The following is a 21713-nucleotide window of genomic DNA, read 5'->3' as shown; positions in this document are numbered from 1 at the left end:
GCCGTCTTGCCGCGAGGAGCTTCATGTTTATCAAATTGGTAAAAATTTATCGATTTGATAATGATATCGTACCCCTGTCAGTGAGTAAAAAAGAAATGCCTCTTATTTCAAGTAGTTAAAAAATAACCGGTCCTGTTGCCTTGGCATCGAAATTGCCTGTCCTTTATATATATTCAGATGTCTCTTCAAAAAATCTTTGCCGCTTTTTGGATAATCGGGATTTGTTTTCTTTTTTATCCAACGGCTCTTAACGCCGGGTCTTCCTCTCCCCCCCCAAGTTTTACGACCGTCGCTCCGATCCCGAGAATACTTGTCAAATACCGCCAGGAAACAGCAAACAAGATTGAAGGCAAATTGCCGTTGAACACCCTCAAACTCATGAATCACGGTGGTGACAGAAAGCTTCGAACCCTCTTTGAGAAATATCGACTTAAAGAGATCCGACCGCTACATCCGGGCAAAGTGTATAAAAAGAAGAAGACGGGTAAATCAGAGATGCTTCTGACCAATGAACTCAAAGGAAGATTCCAGCGTCGTTCGAATCGAGTCCAACGCAACTTTCCGACTCCTGAACTCACGCAATCCTATATTCTGGAACTTGATCTTGGGAACCTCCCGATGACAAACCCAAAGGTTGCTGAAGAGAGGATCAATGAAAAACTGAATCAATTAAAACAAGAGGCTGACGTTGAATATGCGGAACGAATTCAGGCATTGGATCTCACTATGATTCCAAACGACCCCGCATGGGATCCAGAGGGTGAGAATCTTCCCGAAAATTCCCTGTGGGGACTGAGTCGAATAGGCATGGAGGAGGCATGGGATATTGAAACGGGCGATGGTATCACGGTGGCCGTTGTCGATACCGGTGTCGATTACAATCATGCCGATCTGGCAACCAACATTTGGGCAAGCAGCTCTGAAATCGTTGGGAATAACGTTGATGACGATGAAAACGGTTTTATTGATGATTCGAGGGGATGGGACTTTGTCAACAGGGATAATAATCCGATCGATGACGGTGGACATGGAACGCATGTGTCGGGGACGATCGCCGGTATCGGGAATAACAGTCTCGACGTGATCGGTGTCGCCTATAACTCAAAAGTAGCCCCGGTCAAGGTCTGCTTCCCGGATCGTCGGCGAGGATGCCCCTTCGATGCGGTCGCTGCCGGTATCACCTATGCCGCCGACATCGGTGCCGATATCATCAATTTAAGTCTTGGAGGCCCCTTCTTCTCGCAGGGTATCGAAGATGCCGTAAACTATGCCCTAAACCTCGGTGTTGTCGTCGTTACGGCGGCCGGAAATGACTATGGCGCGGATATCCGATACTTCTATCCCGCAAATACCCCAGGCGTCATCGTAGTTGGTGCTACCCAACCCAATAACACCCGGGCCTATTTTTCCAATCAGGGACATAAGCTTGATGTTGTCGCCCCCGGTGTGAGTATCCTCTCCACGATTCTTGGCGGTGGAACCGTCGCTTGGGATGGAACAAGTATGGCGACACCACATGTGGTGGGACTCGCAGCACTTCTCATCTCGCAAAATCCAACATTAACCGTACAAGAGATTCGACAGATCCTGAAATCATCCTCGGACTCTCCGTTTTGTTCAAACGAGTTCTGCCCCAATTTGGGATATGGTTTGATCCGCGCTGTACCGGCTCTCACGACAACGACATTCGGAGAGAGTCTCATCGCGGCCCCAAGAAACGGTGAGGCAGTCGAAGGGACTATTGAAATCCGCGGAACCGCAACGAGCCGCAATTTTTCACGGTATCGACTTGAGTATGGTGAGGGATATTCTCTAGATTATCCCAACGTTAGGATCACATGGATCCCGATCAGTGAGAGCACAACGCCTGTAACGAATGGGGTTCTCGGCACATTTGATATGACTCCCCTTACGACGGAACAGTCCTATATCATCCGACTCAGTATCGATAATCAAGATGGGACGACCTTCTACGAGAGGGTTGGTGTCTTTAAAGGACCCATCGTTCCTCCGACCATTCAGATAGAGTCTCCTGAAGGCGGGCCTGACAACGTTTTGTCCGGACCGATCACCGTCCGAGGAACGGCATCAGATAATGGCGAAGTGGCACGCGTCGCGTTGTCATTCGATAGGGATCCCATGGCCTGGTCTTTTCTAGATGCCACCGGGACAACGGAATGGAGTTATGAATGGGATTCGACAGCCGCAAGGGATGGTGGACCGCGGCGCATACGAGCAGTGGCGTATGATCAATATGGCAATACGACCTCGCAGGATATCTTTGTTTACTATAATAATTACCCTCTTGAAGTAACACGCTTTAATCCCAGGTTTCAGCTTTATACCCCCCCTCCCGGTCACCCCCCATATTACGTGGCTCACCTTGACTTCTCAACTCCTCAGACAATCGAAAGGAGCGTTTTTCATATAGATCCACCCCCTATTGATCATTGGGGACCACAACGATCAGAGTGGGAGGGTCCCACGGGAGATCCTCTCGGTCAATTTGAAGACGAACCTATAAATCCTCTGAGGCGAGTTTCCACCTCCCACGTTTCATACCTAAGCCCGGAAACCTTTTATCATTTAAGAATTCATCTTTTTGGCCACCCTGATGAAGAGTCTGTCTCAGAGCATACCTTTTGGACCCCTGGCGAACCTCCGACAACCCCCACGGGGCTCGAGGCCTCTGTCTCTCTGGAGCCTGATGACACGGCGAGTGTGACCCTCCGCTGGCAACCCGCAACCGATAATATAAGTGTCGAAGGTTATCGGATTTACCGCTATGGATCCCTTGTTGCGACAGCGACAGAGACGCAGTTTATCGATACGAACCAGCCGATCGGAATCGACCTGACCTATGAGGTCTCCGCTATTGACCTGGCGGGAAATGAATCGCCCTATTCTGAACCGGTTACTGTGAGGGCCCAGTATCCGAATCTCTTGACAAACCCCGGGTTCGAAGAGGATCAAACAGATTGGCAGTTTTCGACTGGGGCAACGATTGACACGACAACATTTCACTCTGGCGCAAAGGCGGCCCGTTTGACACCATCTCCTCGAGGAGGAAGACAAACTACCGTAAGCAGTTTAAGCTCTATCCCAGTGACAGCGGGTCATCAATACTATGCCTCTGGCTGGATCAAGGCCGTTGGTGGTTTGAGTATCCTCAATACCCCACGTCCTTTCGTGACCCTTGCGTGGTTTAATAGTTCGGGAAGATTGATCAGGGCTGAGAATGCAAAACTTGGGAAAGTAAGGTCCGAATGGCAACAATTCTCATCGCTCCTCCCCGCCCCGGCGGGGGCCGCAACGGCACAAATTAAATTTGGGATCGATCGTAGCGGTCGTGGGACCTTCTGGTTTGATGATCTTGTCTTCAGAAGAAATTAAGGGAAAACTATTTCTTGGTTTCAATCGAGATCTTCTTAAGACCTGCCTGAGAAGCCAAATCCATCACCTTGACCAGACCCCCTGTTGTAGAATCACGATCCGCCTGAAGGATAACTCGGGGCGGATTCTCTCTGGCAGAGAGAGAAACAAGTCTTGGCTTTAAATCGTCCAACGGGATCTTTTCGTCGTTGAGGTGGACTTGCCCCTCCTTGGTCAGGGTCACTACAATGGTCTCCTCCTCCTTTTCCATGGTCGTCCCCGATTGGGCCTTGGGCAGATTCACTTTAAGCGATTGAATATTGGAATACTGGGCCGTGATAATAATAAAAATAAGGAGGTTGAACATCACATCGACCAGAGGGGTTACGTTGAAACCGACCTCCTCCTCGACTCGTTTCTTCAGAAAGGCCAATGGCTTGATCCTCTCTTATTCATTCTTAATCAGGTCAACAATCTTGAATGAGACCTCTTCCATCTCTAAAACAAGCGACTCAACACGCGCTGACAGAAAGCGGTAAAAAAGAGTCGCTGGAATTGCGACGACCAGACCAAACACCGTTGTATAAAGTGCTTTATAAATACCATCGGCAATCATTCCGATGTTCGTCACCTCCCCCACCGCTGCAACGGAAGTAAAAAGGTCAACCATGCCTATCACGGTGCCTAAAAAACCCAACATCGGTGCAACACTGATGGTCGTATTTAAAATAGCCATGTAGCGACCAAGACGGCTTGCCTCTCTCTGACCCACCTCATTAACGAGTTCCTTGATTCTTTCGCGAAGTTTTCCGGCATTCTCCAATCCAACCTGAATCACCCGACCCAGAGGAGATTCCTTCTTTCGGCACAAAGTGACCGCCTCAGCAATCAGCCCACGACGAACAAGATCCTGCACCTCAATCGCCAGACTCCTTGGAAGAACAATCTCCTTATGCAAAGCGAAGAGCCTTTCAAGAAAAACCGCCAAAGCGAGCACGGAACAGAGAGCGATCCCCCACATGCACCAACCACCCACATCAAAATAATAATAAATTTTTGCCCACATAGCCTTGAATCAGTTTTTTCGGTACTCTCGAAGCTTTCTCAATCGTTCCTGAATCGTTCTTCTCAAAATTTCTCTCCGTTGAGTAACGGTCAATGGATGAGAGTCCCCCTCCCATTGGGAATGAGAAACGAGCATGACCTGTCCCCTGATGATAAATCGGCCGACAAGAATGGAGTGGTCGGTCCGCTGATCCATTTCAAAAGATTCTGCGGCAATAGACTCCTCGGGGGGTAAAACGATCTTTTTTGCTTGCAAATTTTCACGCCCTCCCTCTGAGAGGGGCCGTAGGCGCCATCGCCGCGAAAAGAATTGAAATAATTCCTTCAACTCTGTCCTTAGCACTTCGACTCGTGATTACTATGACGTATATACAAAGCCAAAAAAATCAACAAAATTACTCGCTCAGCACCAGTCCTGAGTAAATAAATTCGTCACCGAATTTATGAACCGAAGGACTTAGGTTAGAGCTATCCTCTTTCCTTAAACCCGCGCCTGCGACGCCAGAGCCTCTGGATAAGATATCTTTGGTAAATTCCAAAACGAGCTGAAAGTCAATCCCTTCTTGCAATAGGCGGCCTGCCAACCCTCAGTGGACAACGAGAGAGCCTTGCATCCCTTTTGAAAGATGCCCTGGCATATCACAAATAAAGGGGTACCGGCCACCATGCCGGGGAGCCAAAAGAACCGCCGTCTGACCTTTCCAAGGAACAACCTGTTCGATCTCTTCTCCTAATCCCAGAAATTCGACTTCGTGATCCACTTCACCTTGGTTAGAAACAACCAGCTTATAAGACTTGCCTGCCTCCAGATGGATCTCACTCGGTTTGAAAAAAAAATCCCCCGCGTACATCTGAATCTCCTTTGACTCGGCCCTTGATAAAAAAGAGGAGGTCGTCGCCTTTTCAATGACAAGGTCCGATCCAAAGGCAACGAAAAAACCAAAGAGTAAGCCAAGGCTCGCCGTGATATACCCCCCACGAACCCGTCCCAAGTGTATCAATTCACCAACAACATAAAGAATGGCACCAGCCGCAAGAGACAAGAAAAGGGACTCGGCTATTTCGGAGGTCCATTGCGTCCCCACAAACGTCCCAAGAAACGTCGGGCCCCCTCCGATCAAGCCCAACATGAAAAGAAATAGGAAGGAGGGGCGATTGTCAACAAGGGGTGCTGCAATACCAAATCCCTCCGTCGCATTATGCAGGGCAAACCCCACAACAAGCAGATAACCCAAGGCCAAGGCCCCACCCGAGAATTGCTGCCCAATCACCAAACCCTCACTAAAGTTATGAAGCCCAATCCCAAAAGCAATCATCAGGGCCATTCGCCGGGCCGACGACCTTTCCTCTCCTTTCGGTTTTCGTATAAATTTTATCTCAAAAAGAAGAAGGGAGACAAGCGCAAAGGCAAAACCAAAAATGAATATTCCAACGTGCCGGTAAAATTCAAAATAAGTCCGGTAGCCCATAACGGCAAGCTTTAGAATCGACTCAATCTGCTCCATCACTTGATAGCTGATTTCTACAAAAAGAAAGAGGAGCACCCCCACTGAACCGGCACTTAGAAAAAGGCGCCATCGGAGAGAGACTCTCAAGAGGGCAACCGGCAACCCCAGGTAAATAGTGAAGCCGGCGATCGCACCCGCAAGAAGCACCACCCCTTGACTTACCTCGTGCATTTTAGGCCCCCTTTCGTTGACACTGGCAACAGGTGCCGTAGAGTTCCATCTTGTGATGAGCAAGATGAAATTTATTTTTTTTGCAGACTTTAATCTGGAGCTTCTCTATCTCTTCATTTTCGAACTCAACAATCTTGCCACATCCAACACAGATCAGATGATCATGGTGACGATCCGTCCCCTGCTCATACCGAGCCTTCCCTCCCCCAAATTCCCTTTTGCTAGCAAGACCACACTCTATTAAAAGTTTGAGCGCCCGATAAACCGTCGCAGGACCGATACTCGCATCCTGACGACGAACACGGAATAGAAGCTCCTCAACGGTCAGATGCTGATGAACTCGAAGAAACTCCTCCACAATCCGGTCCCGCTGCTTCGTGGTTTTGAGATGTTTTGTTCGCAAGTAGTGCCGATAGATCTCCATTTTTTTGCCACGGGTTTCCATAATGAAATTGATTTTCAATATCAGTTATTCTGAAGACGGGAACCTGTCAACCACGGATTTTGAAGAGAGTAAGAGCTGGATCTCCCGTGCCACCTTCTCATCATCCCATTGTCTTGGCCCAATAATTTTTTTAACGATCACTCCTGAATCATCAACAAGATAAGTCTCAGGAATTTGATGAGTTCCGTAGAGAGAGGCAATCTCCCCTCCTTGGTCGAGGAGAATTTTTAGCGTGAGCGGAATTTTCTGTCGAAAACGTCGGATCGAAGCCCAGTCCTCATCCAAACTGACGGCCAGTATTTCAAAGGATTCATTTTGAAAGCGCTGATGCAGCCTTTCCAAAGATGGCATCTCGGCAACACAGGGAGGACACCAGGTTGCCCAGAAATTTAGTAAAACAAATTGGCCTCGATAATCGGACAATCGGACCTGCCGTTGTTCTGTTGGCAGGGAAAAATCGGGAGCTGGTTCACCCGGCTGCTTTCCTTCTCTATAAAGAGTAAAACAAAAAATGACGGAGAGCGCAAAGAGGAGCAGGACAAAGCTTCTCGTCCTCATCCATTCTTCTTCTTACGACTAAAAAGCCCCCACCCCTTCTTATCCTTCTTCCCCTCTTGCTTCTTCTTGGCTGGCTCCTTGCCACCCGCCTTTGTTGAAACTTTCTTTTCCGGAACGACTTTCTTTGTTTTCTGCTTCTCGCCCTTTTTCTCTTCTCTCTTCAAAGGCTGAGGCGTTTCATATCCGAGATATTCAATCGCTGCCATTGGGGCTCCATCACCCCGCCGGAAGCCAAAATGAAGAATCCGGGTGTAGCCTCCCTGCCGATCCTCAAACCGTTTAGCAAGCCCATTAAAAAGCTTCTTAAGCGCCTCTGGTGATTGAAGAACGCGTGCGGCCTGACGTCTGGCAGCCAAACCACCTTCTTTGCCCCAAGTGATCATACGATCGGCCAACCGCCTCAGTTCTTTTGCCTTGGGCAAGGTTGTCTCGAGCCGCTCATGAAGAACCAGGGATGTTACCATATTGCGTAGCATCGCCTTGCGGTGAGAGGTCGTACGACCCAACTTTCTATGATCAACCAGATGCCGCATCAGGGTTACTCAATCTCTTCCTTGGGTTTTTCTGTTTCTCTCGGAGCCATCCACCCCTCAAGCTTCATGCCAAGATTGAGCCCCATCTCGGCAAGAATTTCCTTGATCTCATTCAATGACTTTCTTCCAAAGTTCTTCGTCCGGAGCATCTCGGCTTCTGTCCTCTGGCAAAGCTCTCCAATGTAGCGAATCTGTGCATTTTCCAGACAATTGGCTGACCGGACCGAGAGCTCAAGCTCTTCAACCCGTCGATTCAGGTTTTCGTTAAAGGCAGGCTTCTCTTCGATTCTCTCTTCAATAACCGGTTCCGCTATCTCCTCAAAGTTGATGAAGATCTGCAACTGCTCCTTCAGAATCTTCGCGGCAAAGGCAACCGCATCCAGCGGAAGCACCGAACCATCTGTCCAAACTTCGAGTGATAAACGATCATAATCTGTCATCTGTCCGACGCGAGCATTCGTCACCATGTAGTTCACCTTGGTGACAGGTGAATGAATCGAATCAAGGGCAATCATCCCGATCGGATCCTTTTCGCCCTTGTTTCTCTCGCTGGGGGCGTATCCCTTCCCCATTTTAACCGTCATCTCTATCTTGAGTTTCCCTTCTGCATTCAGCGTTGCAATATGGACGTCGGGATTCAAGACGATAACATTTTCACCCGTCTGGATGTCGGCTCCACAAACCTCTTTTTCCCCCTTCACTTCGAGGCGAATGGTGTCCATCTCTCCAGAATGGATCTTGAGGCGAACCTGTTTCAAATTGAGCAGGATATCCGCGACATCCTCAACAACTCCAGGGATTGTGCCAAATTCATGCAAGACACCATCGATTCTGACATTGCTGATGGCGGCTCCCTGGAGGGAGGAGAGAAGAATGCGGCGTAACGCATTCCCCAGTGTCTGACCAAAGCCCCTCTCCAAAGGGCTTGCTACAAACTTACCGTAAGTGGAGGTACTTGCCTCCTTTTCAAATTCGAGCATTTTCGGTTTGATGAGATTGCGCCAGTTACGATACATAGTGATTCCTCCTAAAAATTATTTTGAGTACAATTCAACAACCAGTTGTTCCTGCATCGGAAGCGTTAGTTCTTCCCGTGCAGGATAACTTTTCACACGTCCGGAAAATTTCTCCTTCTGAAGCTCCAACCATCCCGGAATACCGCGGCGATCAACAGCCTCAAGCGACTCCTGAATCCTCACCATCGCACGGCTTTTCTCGCGAACCGAAATTTCATCGCCCATTTTCACCTGGTAGGATGGAATTTTGACCCTGCGTCCATTCACCTCAAAATGTCCATGGAGGACAAGCTGACGAGCCTCTCCACGCGAATTGGCAAATCCAAGACGATAGACCATGTTATCAAGTCTCCTCTCCAACATGTTCAAAAGATTCTCTCCCGTACGCCCTTTTCTCCTCGAGGCCTCCTGAAAAACAGACCGAAACTGCTTTTCCATCAGACCGTAAAGACGCCTGATTTTTTGCTTTTCACGCAACTGCACACCATACTCAGAAAGCTTTACCCTCTTTTGTCCATGAACACCGGGAGCATATTCGCGTCTTTCGAAGGCACATTTTTCCGTATAGCAGCGCTGGCCCTTCAAAAAAAGTTTGAGCCCTTCACGACGACAAATCCGACAGGCTGAATCAAGATACTTTGCCAAATGAACCTCCCTTACACGCGTCTTCGTTTAGGCGGACGACAACCGTTATGAGGAATAGGGGTCGCATCACGAATCCCTGTAATCCGGAGACCCGCTGAAGCAATCGCACGAAGGGCCGCCTCGCGTCCAGCACCAGGTCCCTTCACAATCACGGAGACAGTCCTCATCCCCTGTTCCACCGCCTTGCGGGCCGCATCTTCTGCTGCAACCTGGGCCGCAAAGGGGGTACTCTTGCGCGATCCTTTGAATCCCTTCGCCCCTGACGACGACCAGGAAACGGTATTGCCTGTCGGATCCGTAACGGTAATTACCGTGTTGTTGAAACTGGCCTGAACATGCACAACACCAACTGGTGCAAGCTTCTTGGAGCGTTTTTTTCGAACAACCTTCTTCGCTTCCCCTGCTTGAGGAGCCGCCTCCACGCCTTCGACTGTTTTAGGTTTTGTGCTACCCATAAATCTTTCCCTCAATTCTTAAATTAGGTTGGGGCCTTTGCCTGCTTTTTACCGGCAATCGCAATACGAGGACGTCCCTTTCTTGTTCGTGCATTGGTGTGCGTCCTCTGGCCCCGAACCGGCAGTTTCATCCGATGACGGAGCCCACGATAAGCCCCCAAATCCATGAGACGCTTGATGTTCATTGCTGTCTCTTTTCTCAAATCACCCTCTACCTTATGAGACTGCTCCAAAATTTCCCGTATCTTACCCACTTGCTGATCCGAAAGTTTTTCGGTCTTGAGATTTCGGTCAATTCCGGCTTTTTTCAAAATATTCTCTGCCGTTGTCCAGCCGATTCCATGAATTGTCTGAAGGGCCACGACAACAGCTCTCTTTGAAGGAAGATCTAATCCGGCAATGCGTGCCATAAATTATCCTTGTCTCTGCTTATGTTTCGGGTTGGGGCAGATAATCCGCACGACACCGCTCCGCTTGACAATTTTGCACTTGGCACAAATCTTATGGAGCGATGAACGTACCTTCATAAAACTGTTAAAACCTCCGGACCTGATTCCGTCACAGCAACCGTATGTTCGAAATGGGCGGATCGTCTACCATCAGTTGTGACTGCTGTCCAGCCATCATCGAGAACTTTTACTAAATGGGTCCCCAAGTTAAACATCGGCTCAATGGCCAGGACAAGACCGGGCGAGAGCCGAATCCCGGTGTGGGGACTCCCATAGTTGGGGACTTGAGGCTCCTCATGCAAGGCACGCCCTATCCCATGGCCAACAAAATCCCTAACAATTCCATAGGAATATGCGTCCCCTTGGCACTGAACGGCATAGGAAACATCTCCCAACCGGTTCCCTACCCGCATCATCTGTATGCCTGACTCCAATGCCTTACGAGTCGCCTGTATCAACTTTGCCGATTCCTCCGAAATCTGACCTACGGGGAAGGTAACCGCGGCATCTCCATAATAACCATCTGCAATCGCCCCACAATCAATCCCAATAATATCGCCATTCTTTAAACTTCTCTTGGACGGAATTCCATGCACCACCTCCTCGTTGATCGAGGTGCAAAGTGTCGCCTGATAACCACGATATCCCTTGAAGGCAGGAACCCCTCCCAAACTACGAATCCTTTCCTCCGCAAAACGATCCAGCTCCTCGGTTGTCACATCCGGCCTAATCATCTCTTCTATTTCCTTTAAAATAACCGCCACAATTTTTGAGGCCTTTCTTATCTTTGCAAGCTCTTCCCTCGATTTCAGGACAATCATATCCCAAGCGCCTTCTGGATCCTCGAAAAAATATCATCGACAGAACCTCTGCCGGATATGTGAACCAGCTGTCCTCTTTTCTCGTAGTGTTCTACGAGGGGGGCCGTCTCCACTTCATAGACCTGAAGCCTCTTACGAATAACCTCCTCACGATCATCGTCTCGCTGCGCCAACTGCGCCCCACAAACGTCACAGGAGCCAGTCTTTTTGGGGGGGCAAGAATCCAGCTGATAATTCTCCTTGCAATCAACGCAATAACGCCTGCCCGAGAGTCGTCGTACAATCTCCTCCCTAGGAAGATCTAAATAGATGACGCGATCCACACTCAAACCTTTTGCCTGATCAATATTGCGTGGAAATCCGTCCAGAATAACTCCTTGCTGACAATCGCTCTGTTGGAGGCGTTTTGTCACCATACTGACGACCAGTTCATCGGGCACCAGCTTTCCCTCACTCATATACTGAGCTGCTTTTCTGCCCAAGTCGGTATTCGCCTCCCTCTCTGTACGAAGCAGGTCACCCGTTGAAATTTGAGGGATACCCATTCGCTGTGACAGTTTTTTGGCTTGAGTTCCTTTCCCGGCTCCCGGTGGCCCCAAAAGAATCATCCTCATCCCCTCCTCCCACGAAAACGTCCCTTCCCCTCTCCCATGAGCCCTTCATAATTTCGTGCCAAAAGATGAGCCTCAATCTGTGCCAGCGTATCCATTGAAACACCAACAACAATAAGAAGTGAGGTCCCCCCAAACAGGGTGGCCAAAGAGCCCGGGATTCCAAATTGTGTTATTAAAATTTGTGGCAAGACACAAACGCCTGCGAGATAAAGGGCGCCGCCCAGTGTAATCCTTGCCAAGATACGATCAATATACTCCGAGGTACTTGGTCCAGGGCGAATACCCGGAATAAAGCCACCAAATTTACGGATGTTGTCCGCCACATCGGAAGGATTGAACGTCACCGCTGTGTAAAAATAGGTGAAAAATATAATCAGGGCGACATACAGAAAATCGTGAAGCCAGCCCGTCCCCAATAGCGCTGCAACTGTTTTGATTTTTTCATTCTGAACAAACTGAGCCATCGTCGCAGGAAACAAGATCAGAGAGGAAGCAAAAATGGGTGGAATAACACCCGCGGAATTCAATTTGAGCGGCAAATGGGTACTCTGTCCTCCGTAGAGTTTTCTCCCCACAACCCTCTTAGCGTATTGGATAGGGATCCGCCGATGAGACCGTTCAAAAAAAATGATAAAGGCAACAACCAAGAAAATAAATGCCAACAAAAGAAGGAATCCAAATAGACCGGCGAACTGCTCCTTGGTCATCCAGGCATCGCGAAAACCACCGGGGATTGAAGTAACAATACCGGCAAAAATAATGAGTGAAATCCCGTTCCCGATTCCTCTCTCTGAAATCTGTTCTCCTAGCCACATGATGAAACAGGTTCCTGCTGACAGGGTAATCATCGTCGACAGATAAAAGGAGAGTCCACCAATCCCCGGCAGAATAACACCCTGGGTTTGTAAACCATAGCTTATTCCAAATCCTTGAATGAGTGAAAGGAGAACAGTCCCGTACCGAGTGTACTGCGTAATTTTTCTCCGCCCCTGCTCTCCCCCTTCTTTTGATAGTCTCTCAAGGCTGGGAACGGCGACTGTCAACAACTGCAGGATAATGGAAGCACTGATATACGGCATTATTCCCAGCGCAAAAACGGAAAATCTCTCCAAGGCGCCTCCGGAGAAGAGGTTGAAAATCTCAAAAACGGTTCCTCTCTGGATTATGTTGCTAAGCTGGGCGGTATCAACCCCAGGTGTCGGAACGTAGACTCCCAAACGATAGACCGCTAGCAGGAGCACCGTAAAAAGAAGACGCTTTCGCAGCTCGGGAATGCGAGCAAGATTCACAACCGGAAGAGCCATTATTCGACGACCTCTGTCCTTCCCCCGGCATTCTTGATTTTCTCTTGTGCCGTTTTTGAAAACCGATGAGCCCGTATCACCAAGGGGACCTTGATCTCTCCGTCGCCAAGGATTTTCAACCCGTCAAGCTCCTGTTTCAAAAATCCATTTTTCTTAAGATAATTAAGATCTACAACCGTATTTTCAGGAATTGTTCCTAGATCTCCGACATTGACAACAGAGAATTCACGTCTTGTCCAAGGAACAAAACCGCGCTTGGGAAGGCGGCGGATAAGCGGCATCTGCCCCCCCTCAAAACCGGGACTGATCGTACCTCCCGATCTTGATTTTTGTCCTTTGTGCCCCTTGGTGGAAGTTCCACCATGACCCGATCCCTCACCACGACCGAGTCTCTTTTTCTTCTTTCGAGCACCATCAGGAGCAATCAAGTTCCCCAGATTCATGAAACACCCCTTCTCCAACGACTGTAATCTTCACGATAATGAAGTTTCTTGAGTCCATCGACGACCGCTTTGACCACATTGTGGGGGGTGCTCGTTCCAAGACTTTTCGTCAATATATCCTTGAGCCCAACGACATCAAGAATCGCCCGGACAGCCCCACCCGCTATAACTCCTGTTCCCTGTGATGCCGGTTTCATGAGGACGGATCCTGATCCATAGTTGCCCAAAACCTCATGTGGAATTGTCCCCTCAACCAAAGGAACCTGAATAAAGTTCTTCTTCGCCTTTTCCGTCCCCTTCCGAATCGCCTCAGGAACCTCAGCGGCCTTTCCCAACCCGACACCAACACGCCCCTTCTGATCCCCAACAACGACGAGGGCAGAAAAGCTGAATCTTCGGCCTCCCTTAACAACCTTGGCCACACGACGCACATCGACAATTCTCTCCACAAAAGGGCTGACTTCTTTTGTTGCCATTTAGATTTTCACTCCTCCTTCTCGAACACCATCAGCAAATGCCTTCACACGCCCATGATACATCCATCCACCTCGATCAAAAACCGCCTTGCAGAGATCCTTCTCTTTGGCCCTCTTGGCAAACAAAAGTCCAAATTGACGGGCCCCACTGATATTTCCACCATCAATCTTGGCACACTCCTTCGATTTTGTTGAAAGCCCCAGGAGTGTCACCGATTTCTCATCGTCAATCAACTGAGCGTACAGATTGGACAGGCTCCTGTAGAGGGACAAACGAGGCATCTCTTTCGTCCCGCTAACTTTTTTTCGAAGACGTTGATGCCTTCTTACCCGCGCCTCGGCTTTATTATTACTCATTTTCCTCCACCTCCACCAGCAGCCGCCTTACCAACCTTATGCAACAATACCTCATTTTCATATTTGATTCCCTTTCCCTTATACGGTTCAGGCAATCTCAATTTTCGTATACGGGCCGCTGTCTCTCCAACCAACTCTCGTGACGAACCGGAAACTGTCACACGAACTTGTTTTTCAACGGCAATCTTAATCCCCTCAGGAATCGGGAAAACAATCGGATGCGAATACCCCAAAGCCAAATGTAGTTCCTTCCCCTTCACCTCAGACCTAAAACCGACCCCGTTGATCTGCAACACTTTCTGGAATCCTTGACTGACCCCCTGCACCATATTGCGAATCAAATTTCTGTTGAGTCCTTGTCGACAGGAGGCGATTGGAGTCTCCTCTCCTCTCTGAACAAGAAGTTCCTGAGGAGAGACAACCAGCTTCAAAAGTGGATCCAGATGACGCTCTAATTTTCCAAGAGGACCCTCAACACGGATCAGATTCCCCTGAACGGAAACCTTAACCTTTTCCGGAATCTTGATTGGCTGTTTTCCAACGCGTGACATAGTTCCTCATTTAAACTACAAAACAGTACAAATGATCTCCCCACCAACCTTCATCTCCCGGGCCTGACGCTCTGTCATAATTCCCTTGGAAGTCGACAAGATAACAATTCCTACACCACTACAAACGGATGGAATCTCATCATACCCAACATAAATACGTCGCCCAGGACGACTGGAACGCTTTAGCTCACTAATAATCGGAATTTTTTTGTCCCGGTAGCGAAGTGCCACCTCAACCTCTTTTCCACCCTTGGGAGTCGCCGCGAGCCGATAAGCACCCACTAGCCCCTCGTTGTGCAAAATTTTCACAATCTCAAGCTTGATCTGAGAAAACGGGATCTTGACGGATTCATGACGCGAACATTGCGCATTACGAATCCGACTTAACATATCTCCAATAGGATCGGTCATTCGACTCTCCTTCCTACCAACTGGCCTTTTCAACACCCGGGAGTTCGCCTGCAAGCGCCCTCTTCCTGAAACAAAGGCGACACATTCCGAAACGACGTAAAAAGCCGCGCGGCCTGCCGCAAAAAGTGCAACGGTGATACTGCCGGACTTTAAACTTGGGACTCCTCTGAGCTTTTATAATGAGTGATGTTTTTGCCATTTTAATTCTCCCGAAAAGGCATTCCCAAAAGCCTCAGAAGCGCCCTTCCGTGTTCATCCGTCTTCGCCGTCGTGACGATCGTCACATTCATCCCGCGAACCTTGTCGATCTTGTCAAAATTAATTTCGGGGAAAACAATCTGCTCTGTTATGCCAAAAGTATAATTTCCGCGCCCATCAAAACCTTTCGGTGAAATCCCGTGAAAGTCTCTCGTCCGGGGAAGCACCACATTGATCAACCTGTTCAGAAACTCAAACATCATCTTTTTCCTCAGAACGACCCGACAACCGATCGGGATCCCCTTTCTCAGCTTGAAATTGGCAATCGACTTGCGCGCTTTTGCAATGACAGCCTTTTGCCCGGTAATCAGACCGAGTTCCTCCACCGCCTTGTCCAGAACCTTCTTGTCCTGAACGGCCTCTTTAAGACAGCTGGAAACGACTATCTTTTCAAGCCGGGGTACCGCCATTGTATTCTTCACCCCCAACTGTTTCATGAGTTCGGGGATGCATTTCTTCTTGTAAATCTCTTCAAATGTCATGCTGCAAATGCCTCCTGGCATCGGGCACACCGTCTTGTCTTGCCACCCTTGTCATCCGTCTTGATCCTGACACGAACCCCTTTGGAACAGCGGGAGCAATACAAAAGGAGATTCGACAGGTGAATGGACAATTCCTTCTCCACAATACCACCCTGTTTCATCTTGGCCGTCGGCCTCTGATGCCTCTTAACCATATTGAGCTTCTCAACAACAGCACGATTCTCCTCCAATAGAACGGACAAGACCTTTCCGGTCTTTCCCTTCTCTTTTCCACTAATCACAATCACTTGGTCATTTCTTCGAATCCGCATTTTTTAAAACCTTCTCCCTATAAAACTTCCGGCGCGAGCGAAATAATTTTCATGAACTTTTTCGCCCTCAATTCACGAGCCACGGGGCCGAATATCCGTGTTCCCAGAGGTTCTCCGGCTTGGTCAATCAGAACAATCGAGTTGTCATCAAAACGGATATAACTCCCGTCCTGCCGACGGACCTCCTTGGCCACTCTGACAATGACTCCTTTCTTGACGTCGCCCTTCTTGACCTTGGCATTGGGCAACGCCTCCTTAACGGCGACAACAACGACATCCCCTAGCGTTGCATACCGACGCCTGGAGCCACCCATCACCCTGATACATAACAACTTCTTCGCACCCGAATTATCGGCAGAATTACAAACTGTCTCATTCTGGATCATGCCACGCCCACCTCAGGGGCCAATCCTTCTTCCCCTTTTCTCAATACCTTTTTCAACCGAAACCTTTTCTCACAGGAAAGAGGACGGCATTCAACGACGAGAACCGTGTCGCCGATCTTTGCCTCATCCCGTTCATCATGAATCTTGAATTTGTTCTGTTTCACCTGCACCCTATGCAGACGCCGATCGACCGTCCTTCGCTCCACACGAACGACAGCCGTCTTGCTCATTTTGTGACTCAAAACAACACCAACCATCTCTCGTCTCCTCATAAATTAAAGACTCCTCTCATGCTGAATCGTAAGAACACGTGCAATGGTCTTTCGGATCTGCCGCAGTTTCGCAACCTCCTTAGAGGTTCCCATCCGCACCTTCAGCGTCAAGTCGGCCATCTCATGTCGTAAATCCTTGAGCGTCCTCACCAGCTCTTCCGGCTTTTTCTCTCTTAAAACCTTAGATTCCACGAAACTTCTCCCTTGTTACCAATTGCGTTTTCACAGGAAGCTTCGAAGAGGCAAGTAAAAGGGCCTCGGAAGCAACATCCGACGCCAACCCACCCACCTCAAAAAGGACACGCCCCGGTTTTATGGGGCAACCCCATCCCTCAACAGCCCCCTTCCCTTTTCCCATACGTGTCTCAGCCGGTTTTTTCGTAATCGGCTTATCGGGAAAAATCCGGATAAAAACCTTTCCCCCTTTTTTAAGAAAACGCGCCATCGCCAAACGACAAGCCTCGATCTGCCGGGATGTCACGAGACCCCTTTCCAGAGACTGAAGGCCGACATCACCAAAGCTCACGTACTGACCACGCGTTGCCAGGCCGTAAACACGGCCCTTCTGGGTCTTCCTAAATTTTAATCTTGCCGGTTGAAGCATCTCACTTTAAGCCCCTTGGGCCTCCTCATGGGTCACAACACCGAAAACATCTCCCTTGTAAATCCAGCATTTCACACCGATCTTTCCGTACGTTGTCAACGCTTCGGCCTGACCATAATCGATATCAGCCCGAAGCGTATGAAGGGGAACACGCCCCTCGCGGTACCATTCTTTTCGGGCAATTTCGGCACCGGCAAGCCGGCCTCCGCATTTTACCTTGATACCAAGCGCACCGAGCTTGAGCGCTTGGGTCACTGCCTTCTTCATGGCCCGCCTAAAAGCAACACGCCTTTCGAGCTGCATCGCAATATTTTCAGCAACCAGTTGGGCATCTAGCTCCGCCTTCCTGACTTCATGAATGCTCACATCAATCTCTTTCTTGAGATCTTTAGCCAAATCAATCTTGAGGGCATCGATTCCGGTCCCCTTCTTGCCGATGACCAATCCAGGCCTTGCTGTATAAATTTTTATGGCCACCACACCACCACGGCGCTCAATCTCTACCCTGGAAACTCCAGCACTGTAGAGCCTCTTCTTGACAAGAAGACGAATCCTGGAATCCTCGGCCACAAAGTGGGCGTAATCCTTCTCGGTATACCATCGCGACAACCAAGGCTTGGTAATTCCTAAACGAAATCCATAGGGATGAGTTTTCTGTCCCATAATAGTTAATCCTCTAAGACGAGAGTTATATGGCTCGTCTTCTTGTTAATCCTGGAAGCACTCCCTCGGGCCCGAGCAAGAGACCTTCTCAAAATAGGCCCTTCATTAACGTACAATGTTCTCACAATCAATCGATCGATATCGACGCCCCCTTTTTTGTCCGCATTAGCAACAGCCGAACGAATCAACTTGGCCAAGTCCTTCGATGACGAGGCCTTGGAAAAAAGCAAACGATCTAAGGCCTCCTGAACCTTTTGTCCCCTCAAGGTATCGGCAACGAGCCTAACCTTTCTGGGGGCAACACGAAGATATCTCAAATGGGCCGTAAATTGAGCCATTGGATTAAGCCCCTCCCTTTGCTGCAGCCGGGGCCGATTTTGCTGGAGCCGCCGGGGCCGCCCCTGGTGCTGTTGGTTCTTTGTCTGCCTTCCGGATACCGGTATGACCCTTGTACAGTCTTGTCGGGGCAAATTCCCCAAGGCAATGGCCGACCATATTTTCGGTTACAAAAACGGGGATAAACTTTCGACCATTATGAACAGCAAAGGTCAATCCAACAAAGTCCGGAGTGATCGCCGATCTCCGAGACCATGTCTTTATAACCTTCCGACTCTTTGACTGAGTCGCAACCTGGATCTTTTTGAGCAGATGCTCTTCAACAAAAGGTCCTTTTTTTAGTGATCGTGGCATTAGATCTTAACCCTCCTGTCGCTGACAATATATCGATCTGTCCTCTTGTTGTGGCGGGTCTTATATCCCTTGGTCGGGAGCCCCCACGGGGATGATGGATGATTTCCACCCTTCGATTTGCCTTCACCACCTCCATGCGGATGATCAACAGGATTCATCGCAACACCGCGTACACTCGGTAATCGCCCCAACCAACGTGTCCGGCCCGCTTTTCCAATAACGATATTTTCATGGTCCAAATTCGAAATTTGTCCAATCGTTGCCCAACAATCGCTCCTAAACTTTCTAACCGAACCTGAGGGAAGACGAACCTGGGCCATTTCCCCCTCCTTGGCAAGCAACTGGGCCACTCCTCCTGCACTTCTTACCAGCTGGCCACCGCGACCCGGTTCAAATTCGATATTATGTATTCCTGTACCCAATGGAATTGCATTCAGAGGCAAGTGATTACCCGGCTCAATCTCCGCCTCCTTGTCGGCAAGAATCTGACTGCCAACCCGAACACCCGTAGGAGCCAGGATGTAACGTCGCTCACCATCCTTGTAGAGAACAAGCGCAATAAACGCAGAACGGTTGGGATCGTATTCAACGGCCTCAACACGTCCCACGATTCCCCTCTTGTCCCGGCGAAAATCAATGACTCGGTAACGACGCTTGTGACCCCCACCAATCCATCTCATCGTGACACGACCAGTGTTGTTTCTTCCACCCGTCTTTGCCAGAGGAGCCAGCAAACGTTTTTCCGGTTTTTTGTCCGTAAGGGATGAAAAATCGATCACCGTCTGATACCGTGTCGTCGACGTTATCGGTCTGTAGTTTTTAATGGCCACTATTCAGCCTCCAAAATTTCAATTTTCTGACCCTCACGAAGGGTCACAATCGCCTTTTTGGAAGGAGGTTTCATTCCCAACTGGCGACCATATCGCCTCTTTTTACCTGGAATTTTAATGGTCCGAACCTCCTCCACCTTGACCTTAAAAAACTTTTCAACGGCTTCTCGAATCGCCGGTTTTGAGGCATCCCGAGCGACCTCAAAATAATAGCGAGCAAACGCCCTCCCAAGAACTGCTTTTTCCGTAATCAAGGGACGAATTATAATTTGTTCCAATGACTTCATGAAAACCTCTTGACCAACGTTTCAAAGGCCGACTGCGTCATCATGAGATTTTCATAACGAAGCAGGTCGAGCAGATTCAGCGAATCAACCCTTGTCACCTTAAATGTTGCCAGATTCCGCATTGATCTCTCGACGGCCGGATTTGCCTCTCCCAAAACAACAAGCCCCGATGAGAGACCAAAAGAGGCAAGAAGGGACGACGCCTCCTTTGTCTTTGGCGCCTTCATCTCCAGACGATCCACGATCCAAAGCTTCTCCTCCGAACGGCGAAGTGAAAGAAGATCACGCAAGGCAGCCCGGCTGATCTGACGAGGAGTCCTGACGGTCCAATCACGAGCGCGAGGACCAAACGCCCGACCTCCTCCGACAAAAAGAGGAGCCCTGATGTCTCCATGTCGCGCACGGCCGGTTCCCTTCTGGCGATAAATTTTTCTCGTGCTCCCCGAAACAAAATGCCTGCTTTTAACATGGGCATTCCCTTGGCGCCGATTCCGCAACTGATTCACGGCCACCTGATGGATGCGTCCGGTACTTACCTCGACCGAAAGCTGTTCAGGCCATGCCAGTGTTCCAACCTTCTTCTTTGCACTGTTATAAACTGTAATCTCCGGCGTCATGATGGAACCTTCCTCAACATAACCAGGTTATTATTCGCTCCAGGGACAGCCCCTTTTAAAAAGAGGAGATTCTCCCTCACCTCGACAACCTGAAGGTTTTTCACTGTCACCGTTTCGTCTCCCAAGTGTCCCGGTAATTTCATATTTTTAAAAACCTCTCCTGGCGAGGTACGCTGTCCTATCGACCCCGTGGTGCGATGGAAACGAGATCCATGACTTGCCGGCCCTCCACTCTTTCCATGTCTCTTGATGACCCCTTGAAAACCTTTCCCCTTTGTTACGCCAGTTACCGCTATCAAATCGCCCTCTTTAAAAATGTCCGACTTGATCGAATCACCCTCCTTAAGACCCTCTCCAAAACCGGCGGGAAACTCCCGGAGGTAGCGCATGACGCTCAGACCGTGCTTTTTAAAATGCCCCTTAAGCGGCTTGCTGGCCCTTTTTTCAGAGATCTCCTGAAATCCAAGCTGAACCGCCTCATACCCTTCCTTCTCCTTGGACTTCTTCTGAACCACACGACAACCAGTGACATCAATGACGGTAACAGGCAGCAACTCTCCCGCCTTCCCGAAGAGCTGTGTCATTCCAACCTTCTTGCCTAAAATCCCTTTTTTCTCCTGGCTCATAATTCCCTGCCTCAAATTCAGAGCATTTTGATCTCAACCTCAACGCCGGCCGCTAGTTCAAGCCGCATCAAGGCATCGATCGTCTGTTGCGTCGGTTCAAGAATATCTAACAATCTCTTGTGCGTTCTGATCTGGAACGCCTCGCGAGACTTCTTGTCGACATGGGGAGAACGGAGAACACAGTACCTCTCAATCCGCGTCGGCAACGGAATCGGACCCGCAATATGTCCACCCGTCCTCCGAACCGTCTCCACAATCTCTCCGGTCGATTGATCCAAGAGACGATAATCGAACCCCTTCAATCGGATCCTTATCTTCGAACTCTTGTCGTATTCAGTTGCCATAATAATTCCTTCCCTCTTTCCACTACTCCCTTAATCACTCCTTCTATTCGACCACCTCAGCGACGACTCCGGCACCGACCGTATGACCTCCCTCTCGAATCGCAAACCGCAGCTCCTTGTCCATCGCAATCGGTGTGATCAGATCCACA

At 49.3% G+C, this 21713-nt stretch carries 37 protein-coding genes; 1 reads left to right on the top strand and 36 read right to left on the bottom strand.

Translation table 11 applies throughout. The features are described 5' to 3' along the window. Positions 1–378: 378 nt before the first annotated feature. Complete coding sequence (locus tag HYT77_09720; GenBank protein ID MBI2068275.1) at positions 379–3393, top strand: S8 family serine peptidase; 3015 nt, start codon at positions 379–381, stop codon at positions 3391–3393. 7 nt (positions 3394–3400) lie between these two features. Here the strand turns inward: HYT77_09720 and HYT77_09715 are convergent, their stop codons facing one another. From HYT77_09715 to HYT77_09540, 36 genes are all read right to left on the bottom strand, one after another. Further along, on the bottom strand, positions 3401–3805 hold the full coding sequence (locus HYT77_09715) for a biopolymer transporter ExbD (protein MBI2068274.1): 405 nt from the start codon (positions 3803–3805) through the stop codon (positions 3401–3403). Positions 3806–3820: 15 nt separating this feature from the next. Beyond that, the gene (locus tag HYT77_09710; protein MBI2068273.1) at positions 3821–4438 is read right to left on the bottom strand and encodes a MotA/TolQ/ExbB proton channel family protein; all 618 of its coding nucleotides are present in this window, start codon (positions 4436–4438) and stop codon (positions 3821–3823) included. A gap of 9 nt (positions 4439–4447) precedes the next feature. Then, the gene (locus tag HYT77_09705) at positions 4448–4693 is read right to left on the bottom strand and encodes a hypothetical protein (protein MBI2068272.1); all 246 of its coding nucleotides are present in this window, start codon (positions 4691–4693) and stop codon (positions 4448–4450) included. Between the two features lie 331 nt (positions 4694–5024). Beyond that, positions 5025–6116, bottom strand: coding sequence for a cupredoxin domain-containing protein (locus HYT77_09700; GenBank protein ID MBI2068271.1), 1092 nt, complete (start codon positions 6114–6116; stop codon positions 5025–5027). Position 6117: 1 nt separating this feature from the next. Beyond that, the gene (locus HYT77_09695; protein ID MBI2068270.1) at positions 6118–6561 is read right to left on the bottom strand and encodes a transcriptional repressor; all 444 of its coding nucleotides are present in this window, start codon (positions 6559–6561) and stop codon (positions 6118–6120) included. 24 nt (positions 6562–6585) lie between these two features. Beyond that, complete coding sequence (locus tag HYT77_09690) at positions 6586–7119, bottom strand: TlpA family protein disulfide reductase (protein ID MBI2068269.1); 534 nt, start codon at positions 7117–7119, stop codon at positions 6586–6588. Further along, a complete protein-coding gene (gene rplQ / locus HYT77_09685; GenBank protein MBI2068268.1) occupies positions 7116–7652 on the bottom strand; it encodes a 50S ribosomal protein L17 in 537 nt (178 codons plus the stop codon). The genes HYT77_09690 and rplQ overlap by 4 nt, the downstream gene beginning before the upstream one ends. A 5-nt stretch (positions 7653–7657) precedes the next feature. Further along, entirely contained in the window at positions 7658–8668 is a 1011-nt protein-coding gene (locus tag HYT77_09680; protein ID MBI2068267.1) for a DNA-directed RNA polymerase subunit alpha, read from the bottom strand. An 18-nt stretch (positions 8669–8686) separates the two neighbouring features. After that, the gene (gene rpsD, locus HYT77_09675; protein ID MBI2068266.1) at positions 8687–9313 is read right to left on the bottom strand and encodes a 30S ribosomal protein S4; all 627 of its coding nucleotides are present in this window, start codon (positions 9311–9313) and stop codon (positions 8687–8689) included. An 11-nt stretch (positions 9314–9324) separates the two neighbouring features. Further along, the gene (gene rpsK / locus HYT77_09670) at positions 9325–9768 is read right to left on the bottom strand and encodes a 30S ribosomal protein S11 (GenBank protein MBI2068265.1); all 444 of its coding nucleotides are present in this window, start codon (positions 9766–9768) and stop codon (positions 9325–9327) included. A 23-nt stretch (positions 9769–9791) separates the two neighbouring features. Next, complete coding sequence (gene rpsM / locus HYT77_09665) at positions 9792–10178, bottom strand: 30S ribosomal protein S13 (protein MBI2068264.1); 387 nt, start codon at positions 10176–10178, stop codon at positions 9792–9794. A gap of 3 nt (positions 10179–10181) precedes the next feature. Then, the gene (gene rpmJ / locus HYT77_09660) at positions 10182–10295 is read right to left on the bottom strand and encodes a 50S ribosomal protein L36 (protein MBI2068263.1); all 114 of its coding nucleotides are present in this window, start codon (positions 10293–10295) and stop codon (positions 10182–10184) included. Continuing rightward, positions 10292–11038 carry a type I methionyl aminopeptidase gene (map, locus tag HYT77_09655; GenBank protein ID MBI2068262.1) on the bottom strand — a complete coding sequence of 249 codons (747 nt, stop codon included), beginning with the start codon at positions 11036–11038 and terminating at the stop codon, positions 10292–10294. Before map ends, rpmJ begins: the two co-directional genes overlap by 4 nt. Then, positions 11035–11652: an adenylate kinase gene (locus tag HYT77_09650; GenBank protein MBI2068261.1), complete on the bottom strand. Its 618-nt coding sequence runs from the start codon at positions 11650–11652 to the stop codon at positions 11035–11037. The genes map and HYT77_09650 overlap by 4 nt, the downstream gene beginning before the upstream one ends. Then, positions 11649–12956: a preprotein translocase subunit SecY gene (gene secY, locus HYT77_09645; protein MBI2068260.1), complete on the bottom strand. Its 1308-nt coding sequence runs from the start codon at positions 12954–12956 to the stop codon at positions 11649–11651. Before secY ends, HYT77_09650 begins: the two co-directional genes overlap by 4 nt. After that, positions 12956–13399, bottom strand: coding sequence for a 50S ribosomal protein L15 (rplO, locus tag HYT77_09640; protein MBI2068259.1), 444 nt, complete (start codon positions 13397–13399; stop codon positions 12956–12958). The genes secY and rplO overlap by 1 nt, the downstream gene beginning before the upstream one ends. Continuing rightward, positions 13396–13875 carry a 30S ribosomal protein S5 gene (gene rpsE / locus HYT77_09635; GenBank protein MBI2068258.1) on the bottom strand — a complete coding sequence of 160 codons (480 nt, stop codon included), beginning with the start codon at positions 13873–13875 and terminating at the stop codon, positions 13396–13398. Before rpsE ends, rplO begins: the two co-directional genes overlap by 4 nt. Beyond that, the gene (locus HYT77_09630; GenBank protein MBI2068257.1) at positions 13876–14232 is read right to left on the bottom strand and encodes a 50S ribosomal protein L18; all 357 of its coding nucleotides are present in this window, start codon (positions 14230–14232) and stop codon (positions 13876–13878) included. Then, positions 14229–14783 carry a 50S ribosomal protein L6 gene (gene rplF / locus HYT77_09625; GenBank protein MBI2068256.1) on the bottom strand — a complete coding sequence of 185 codons (555 nt, stop codon included), beginning with the start codon at positions 14781–14783 and terminating at the stop codon, positions 14229–14231. Before rplF ends, HYT77_09630 begins: the two co-directional genes overlap by 4 nt. Positions 14784–14798: 15 nt before the next feature. Further along, positions 14799–15194: a 30S ribosomal protein S8 gene (gene rpsH / locus HYT77_09620; protein MBI2068255.1), complete on the bottom strand. Its 396-nt coding sequence runs from the start codon at positions 15192–15194 to the stop codon at positions 14799–14801. Between the two features lie 13 nt (positions 15195–15207). Continuing rightward, positions 15208–15393: a type Z 30S ribosomal protein S14 gene (locus HYT77_09615; GenBank protein ID MBI2068254.1), complete on the bottom strand. Its 186-nt coding sequence runs from the start codon at positions 15391–15393 to the stop codon at positions 15208–15210. Between the two features lies 1 nt (position 15394). Further along, complete coding sequence (rplE, locus tag HYT77_09610) at positions 15395–15934, bottom strand: 50S ribosomal protein L5 (GenBank protein MBI2068253.1); 540 nt, start codon at positions 15932–15934, stop codon at positions 15395–15397. Continuing rightward, on the bottom strand, positions 15931–16245 hold the full coding sequence (locus HYT77_09605; GenBank protein MBI2068252.1) for a 50S ribosomal protein L24: 315 nt from the start codon (positions 16243–16245) through the stop codon (positions 15931–15933). Before HYT77_09605 ends, rplE begins: the two co-directional genes overlap by 4 nt. Positions 16246–16262: 17 nt before the next feature. Next, on the bottom strand, positions 16263–16631 hold the full coding sequence (rplN, locus tag HYT77_09600) for a 50S ribosomal protein L14 (GenBank protein MBI2068251.1): 369 nt from the start codon (positions 16629–16631) through the stop codon (positions 16263–16265). After that, entirely contained in the window at positions 16628–16903 is a 276-nt protein-coding gene (gene rpsQ, locus HYT77_09595; protein ID MBI2068250.1) for a 30S ribosomal protein S17, read from the bottom strand. The genes rplN and rpsQ overlap by 4 nt, the downstream gene beginning before the upstream one ends. Before the next feature lie 3 nt (positions 16904–16906). After that, complete coding sequence (rpmC, locus tag HYT77_09590; protein MBI2068249.1) at positions 16907–17095, bottom strand: 50S ribosomal protein L29; 189 nt, start codon at positions 17093–17095, stop codon at positions 16907–16909. After that, positions 17085–17507, bottom strand: coding sequence for a 50S ribosomal protein L16 (gene rplP, locus HYT77_09585; GenBank protein MBI2068248.1), 423 nt, complete (start codon positions 17505–17507; stop codon positions 17085–17087). Before rplP ends, rpmC begins: the two co-directional genes overlap by 11 nt. Before the next feature lie 6 nt (positions 17508–17513). Then, positions 17514–18170 (bottom strand): 30S ribosomal protein S3, encoded by a 657-nt coding sequence (gene rpsC / locus HYT77_09580; GenBank protein ID MBI2068247.1) that lies wholly within the window; start codon positions 18168–18170, stop codon positions 17514–17516. A gap of 5 nt (positions 18171–18175) precedes the next feature. Continuing rightward, positions 18176–18508, bottom strand: a complete 333-nt coding sequence (gene rplV / locus HYT77_09575; protein MBI2068246.1) for a 50S ribosomal protein L22 — start codon at positions 18506–18508, stop codon at positions 18176–18178. 4 nt (positions 18509–18512) lie between these two features. After that, positions 18513–18860, bottom strand: a complete 348-nt coding sequence (rpsS, locus tag HYT77_09570) for a 30S ribosomal protein S19 (GenBank protein MBI2068245.1) — start codon at positions 18858–18860, stop codon at positions 18513–18515. Beyond that, positions 18860–19690, bottom strand: a complete 831-nt coding sequence (rplB, locus tag HYT77_09565; protein ID MBI2068244.1) for a 50S ribosomal protein L2 — start codon at positions 19688–19690, stop codon at positions 18860–18862. Before rplB ends, rpsS begins: the two co-directional genes overlap by 1 nt. Continuing rightward, positions 19690–19977, bottom strand: a complete 288-nt coding sequence (gene rplW / locus HYT77_09560) for a 50S ribosomal protein L23 (protein MBI2068243.1) — start codon at positions 19975–19977, stop codon at positions 19690–19692. Before rplW ends, rplB begins: the two co-directional genes overlap by 1 nt. Continuing rightward, on the bottom strand, positions 19974–20594 hold the full coding sequence (rplD, locus tag HYT77_09555) for a 50S ribosomal protein L4 (GenBank protein ID MBI2068242.1): 621 nt from the start codon (positions 20592–20594) through the stop codon (positions 19974–19976). The genes rplW and rplD overlap by 4 nt, the downstream gene beginning before the upstream one ends. Beyond that, on the bottom strand, positions 20591–21220 hold the full coding sequence (gene rplC / locus HYT77_09550) for a 50S ribosomal protein L3 (protein MBI2068241.1): 630 nt from the start codon (positions 21218–21220) through the stop codon (positions 20591–20593). Before rplC ends, rplD begins: the two co-directional genes overlap by 4 nt. Before the next feature lie 17 nt (positions 21221–21237). Further along, positions 21238–21564, bottom strand: a complete 327-nt coding sequence (rpsJ, locus tag HYT77_09545; GenBank protein ID MBI2068240.1) for a 30S ribosomal protein S10 — start codon at positions 21562–21564, stop codon at positions 21238–21240. Between the two features lie 43 nt (positions 21565–21607). Then, positions 21608–21713, bottom strand: a 106-nt coding sequence (locus HYT77_09540) for a hypothetical protein (protein MBI2068239.1), incomplete at its 5' end; no start/stop codon positions are given.

It is taken from the genome of Deltaproteobacteria bacterium (assembly GCA_016180855.1).
Taxonomy (GTDB): Bacteria; UBA10199; UBA10199; order JACPAL01; family JACPAL01; genus JACPAL01.
This window is presented reverse-complemented; position numbering and strand designations above follow the sequence as displayed.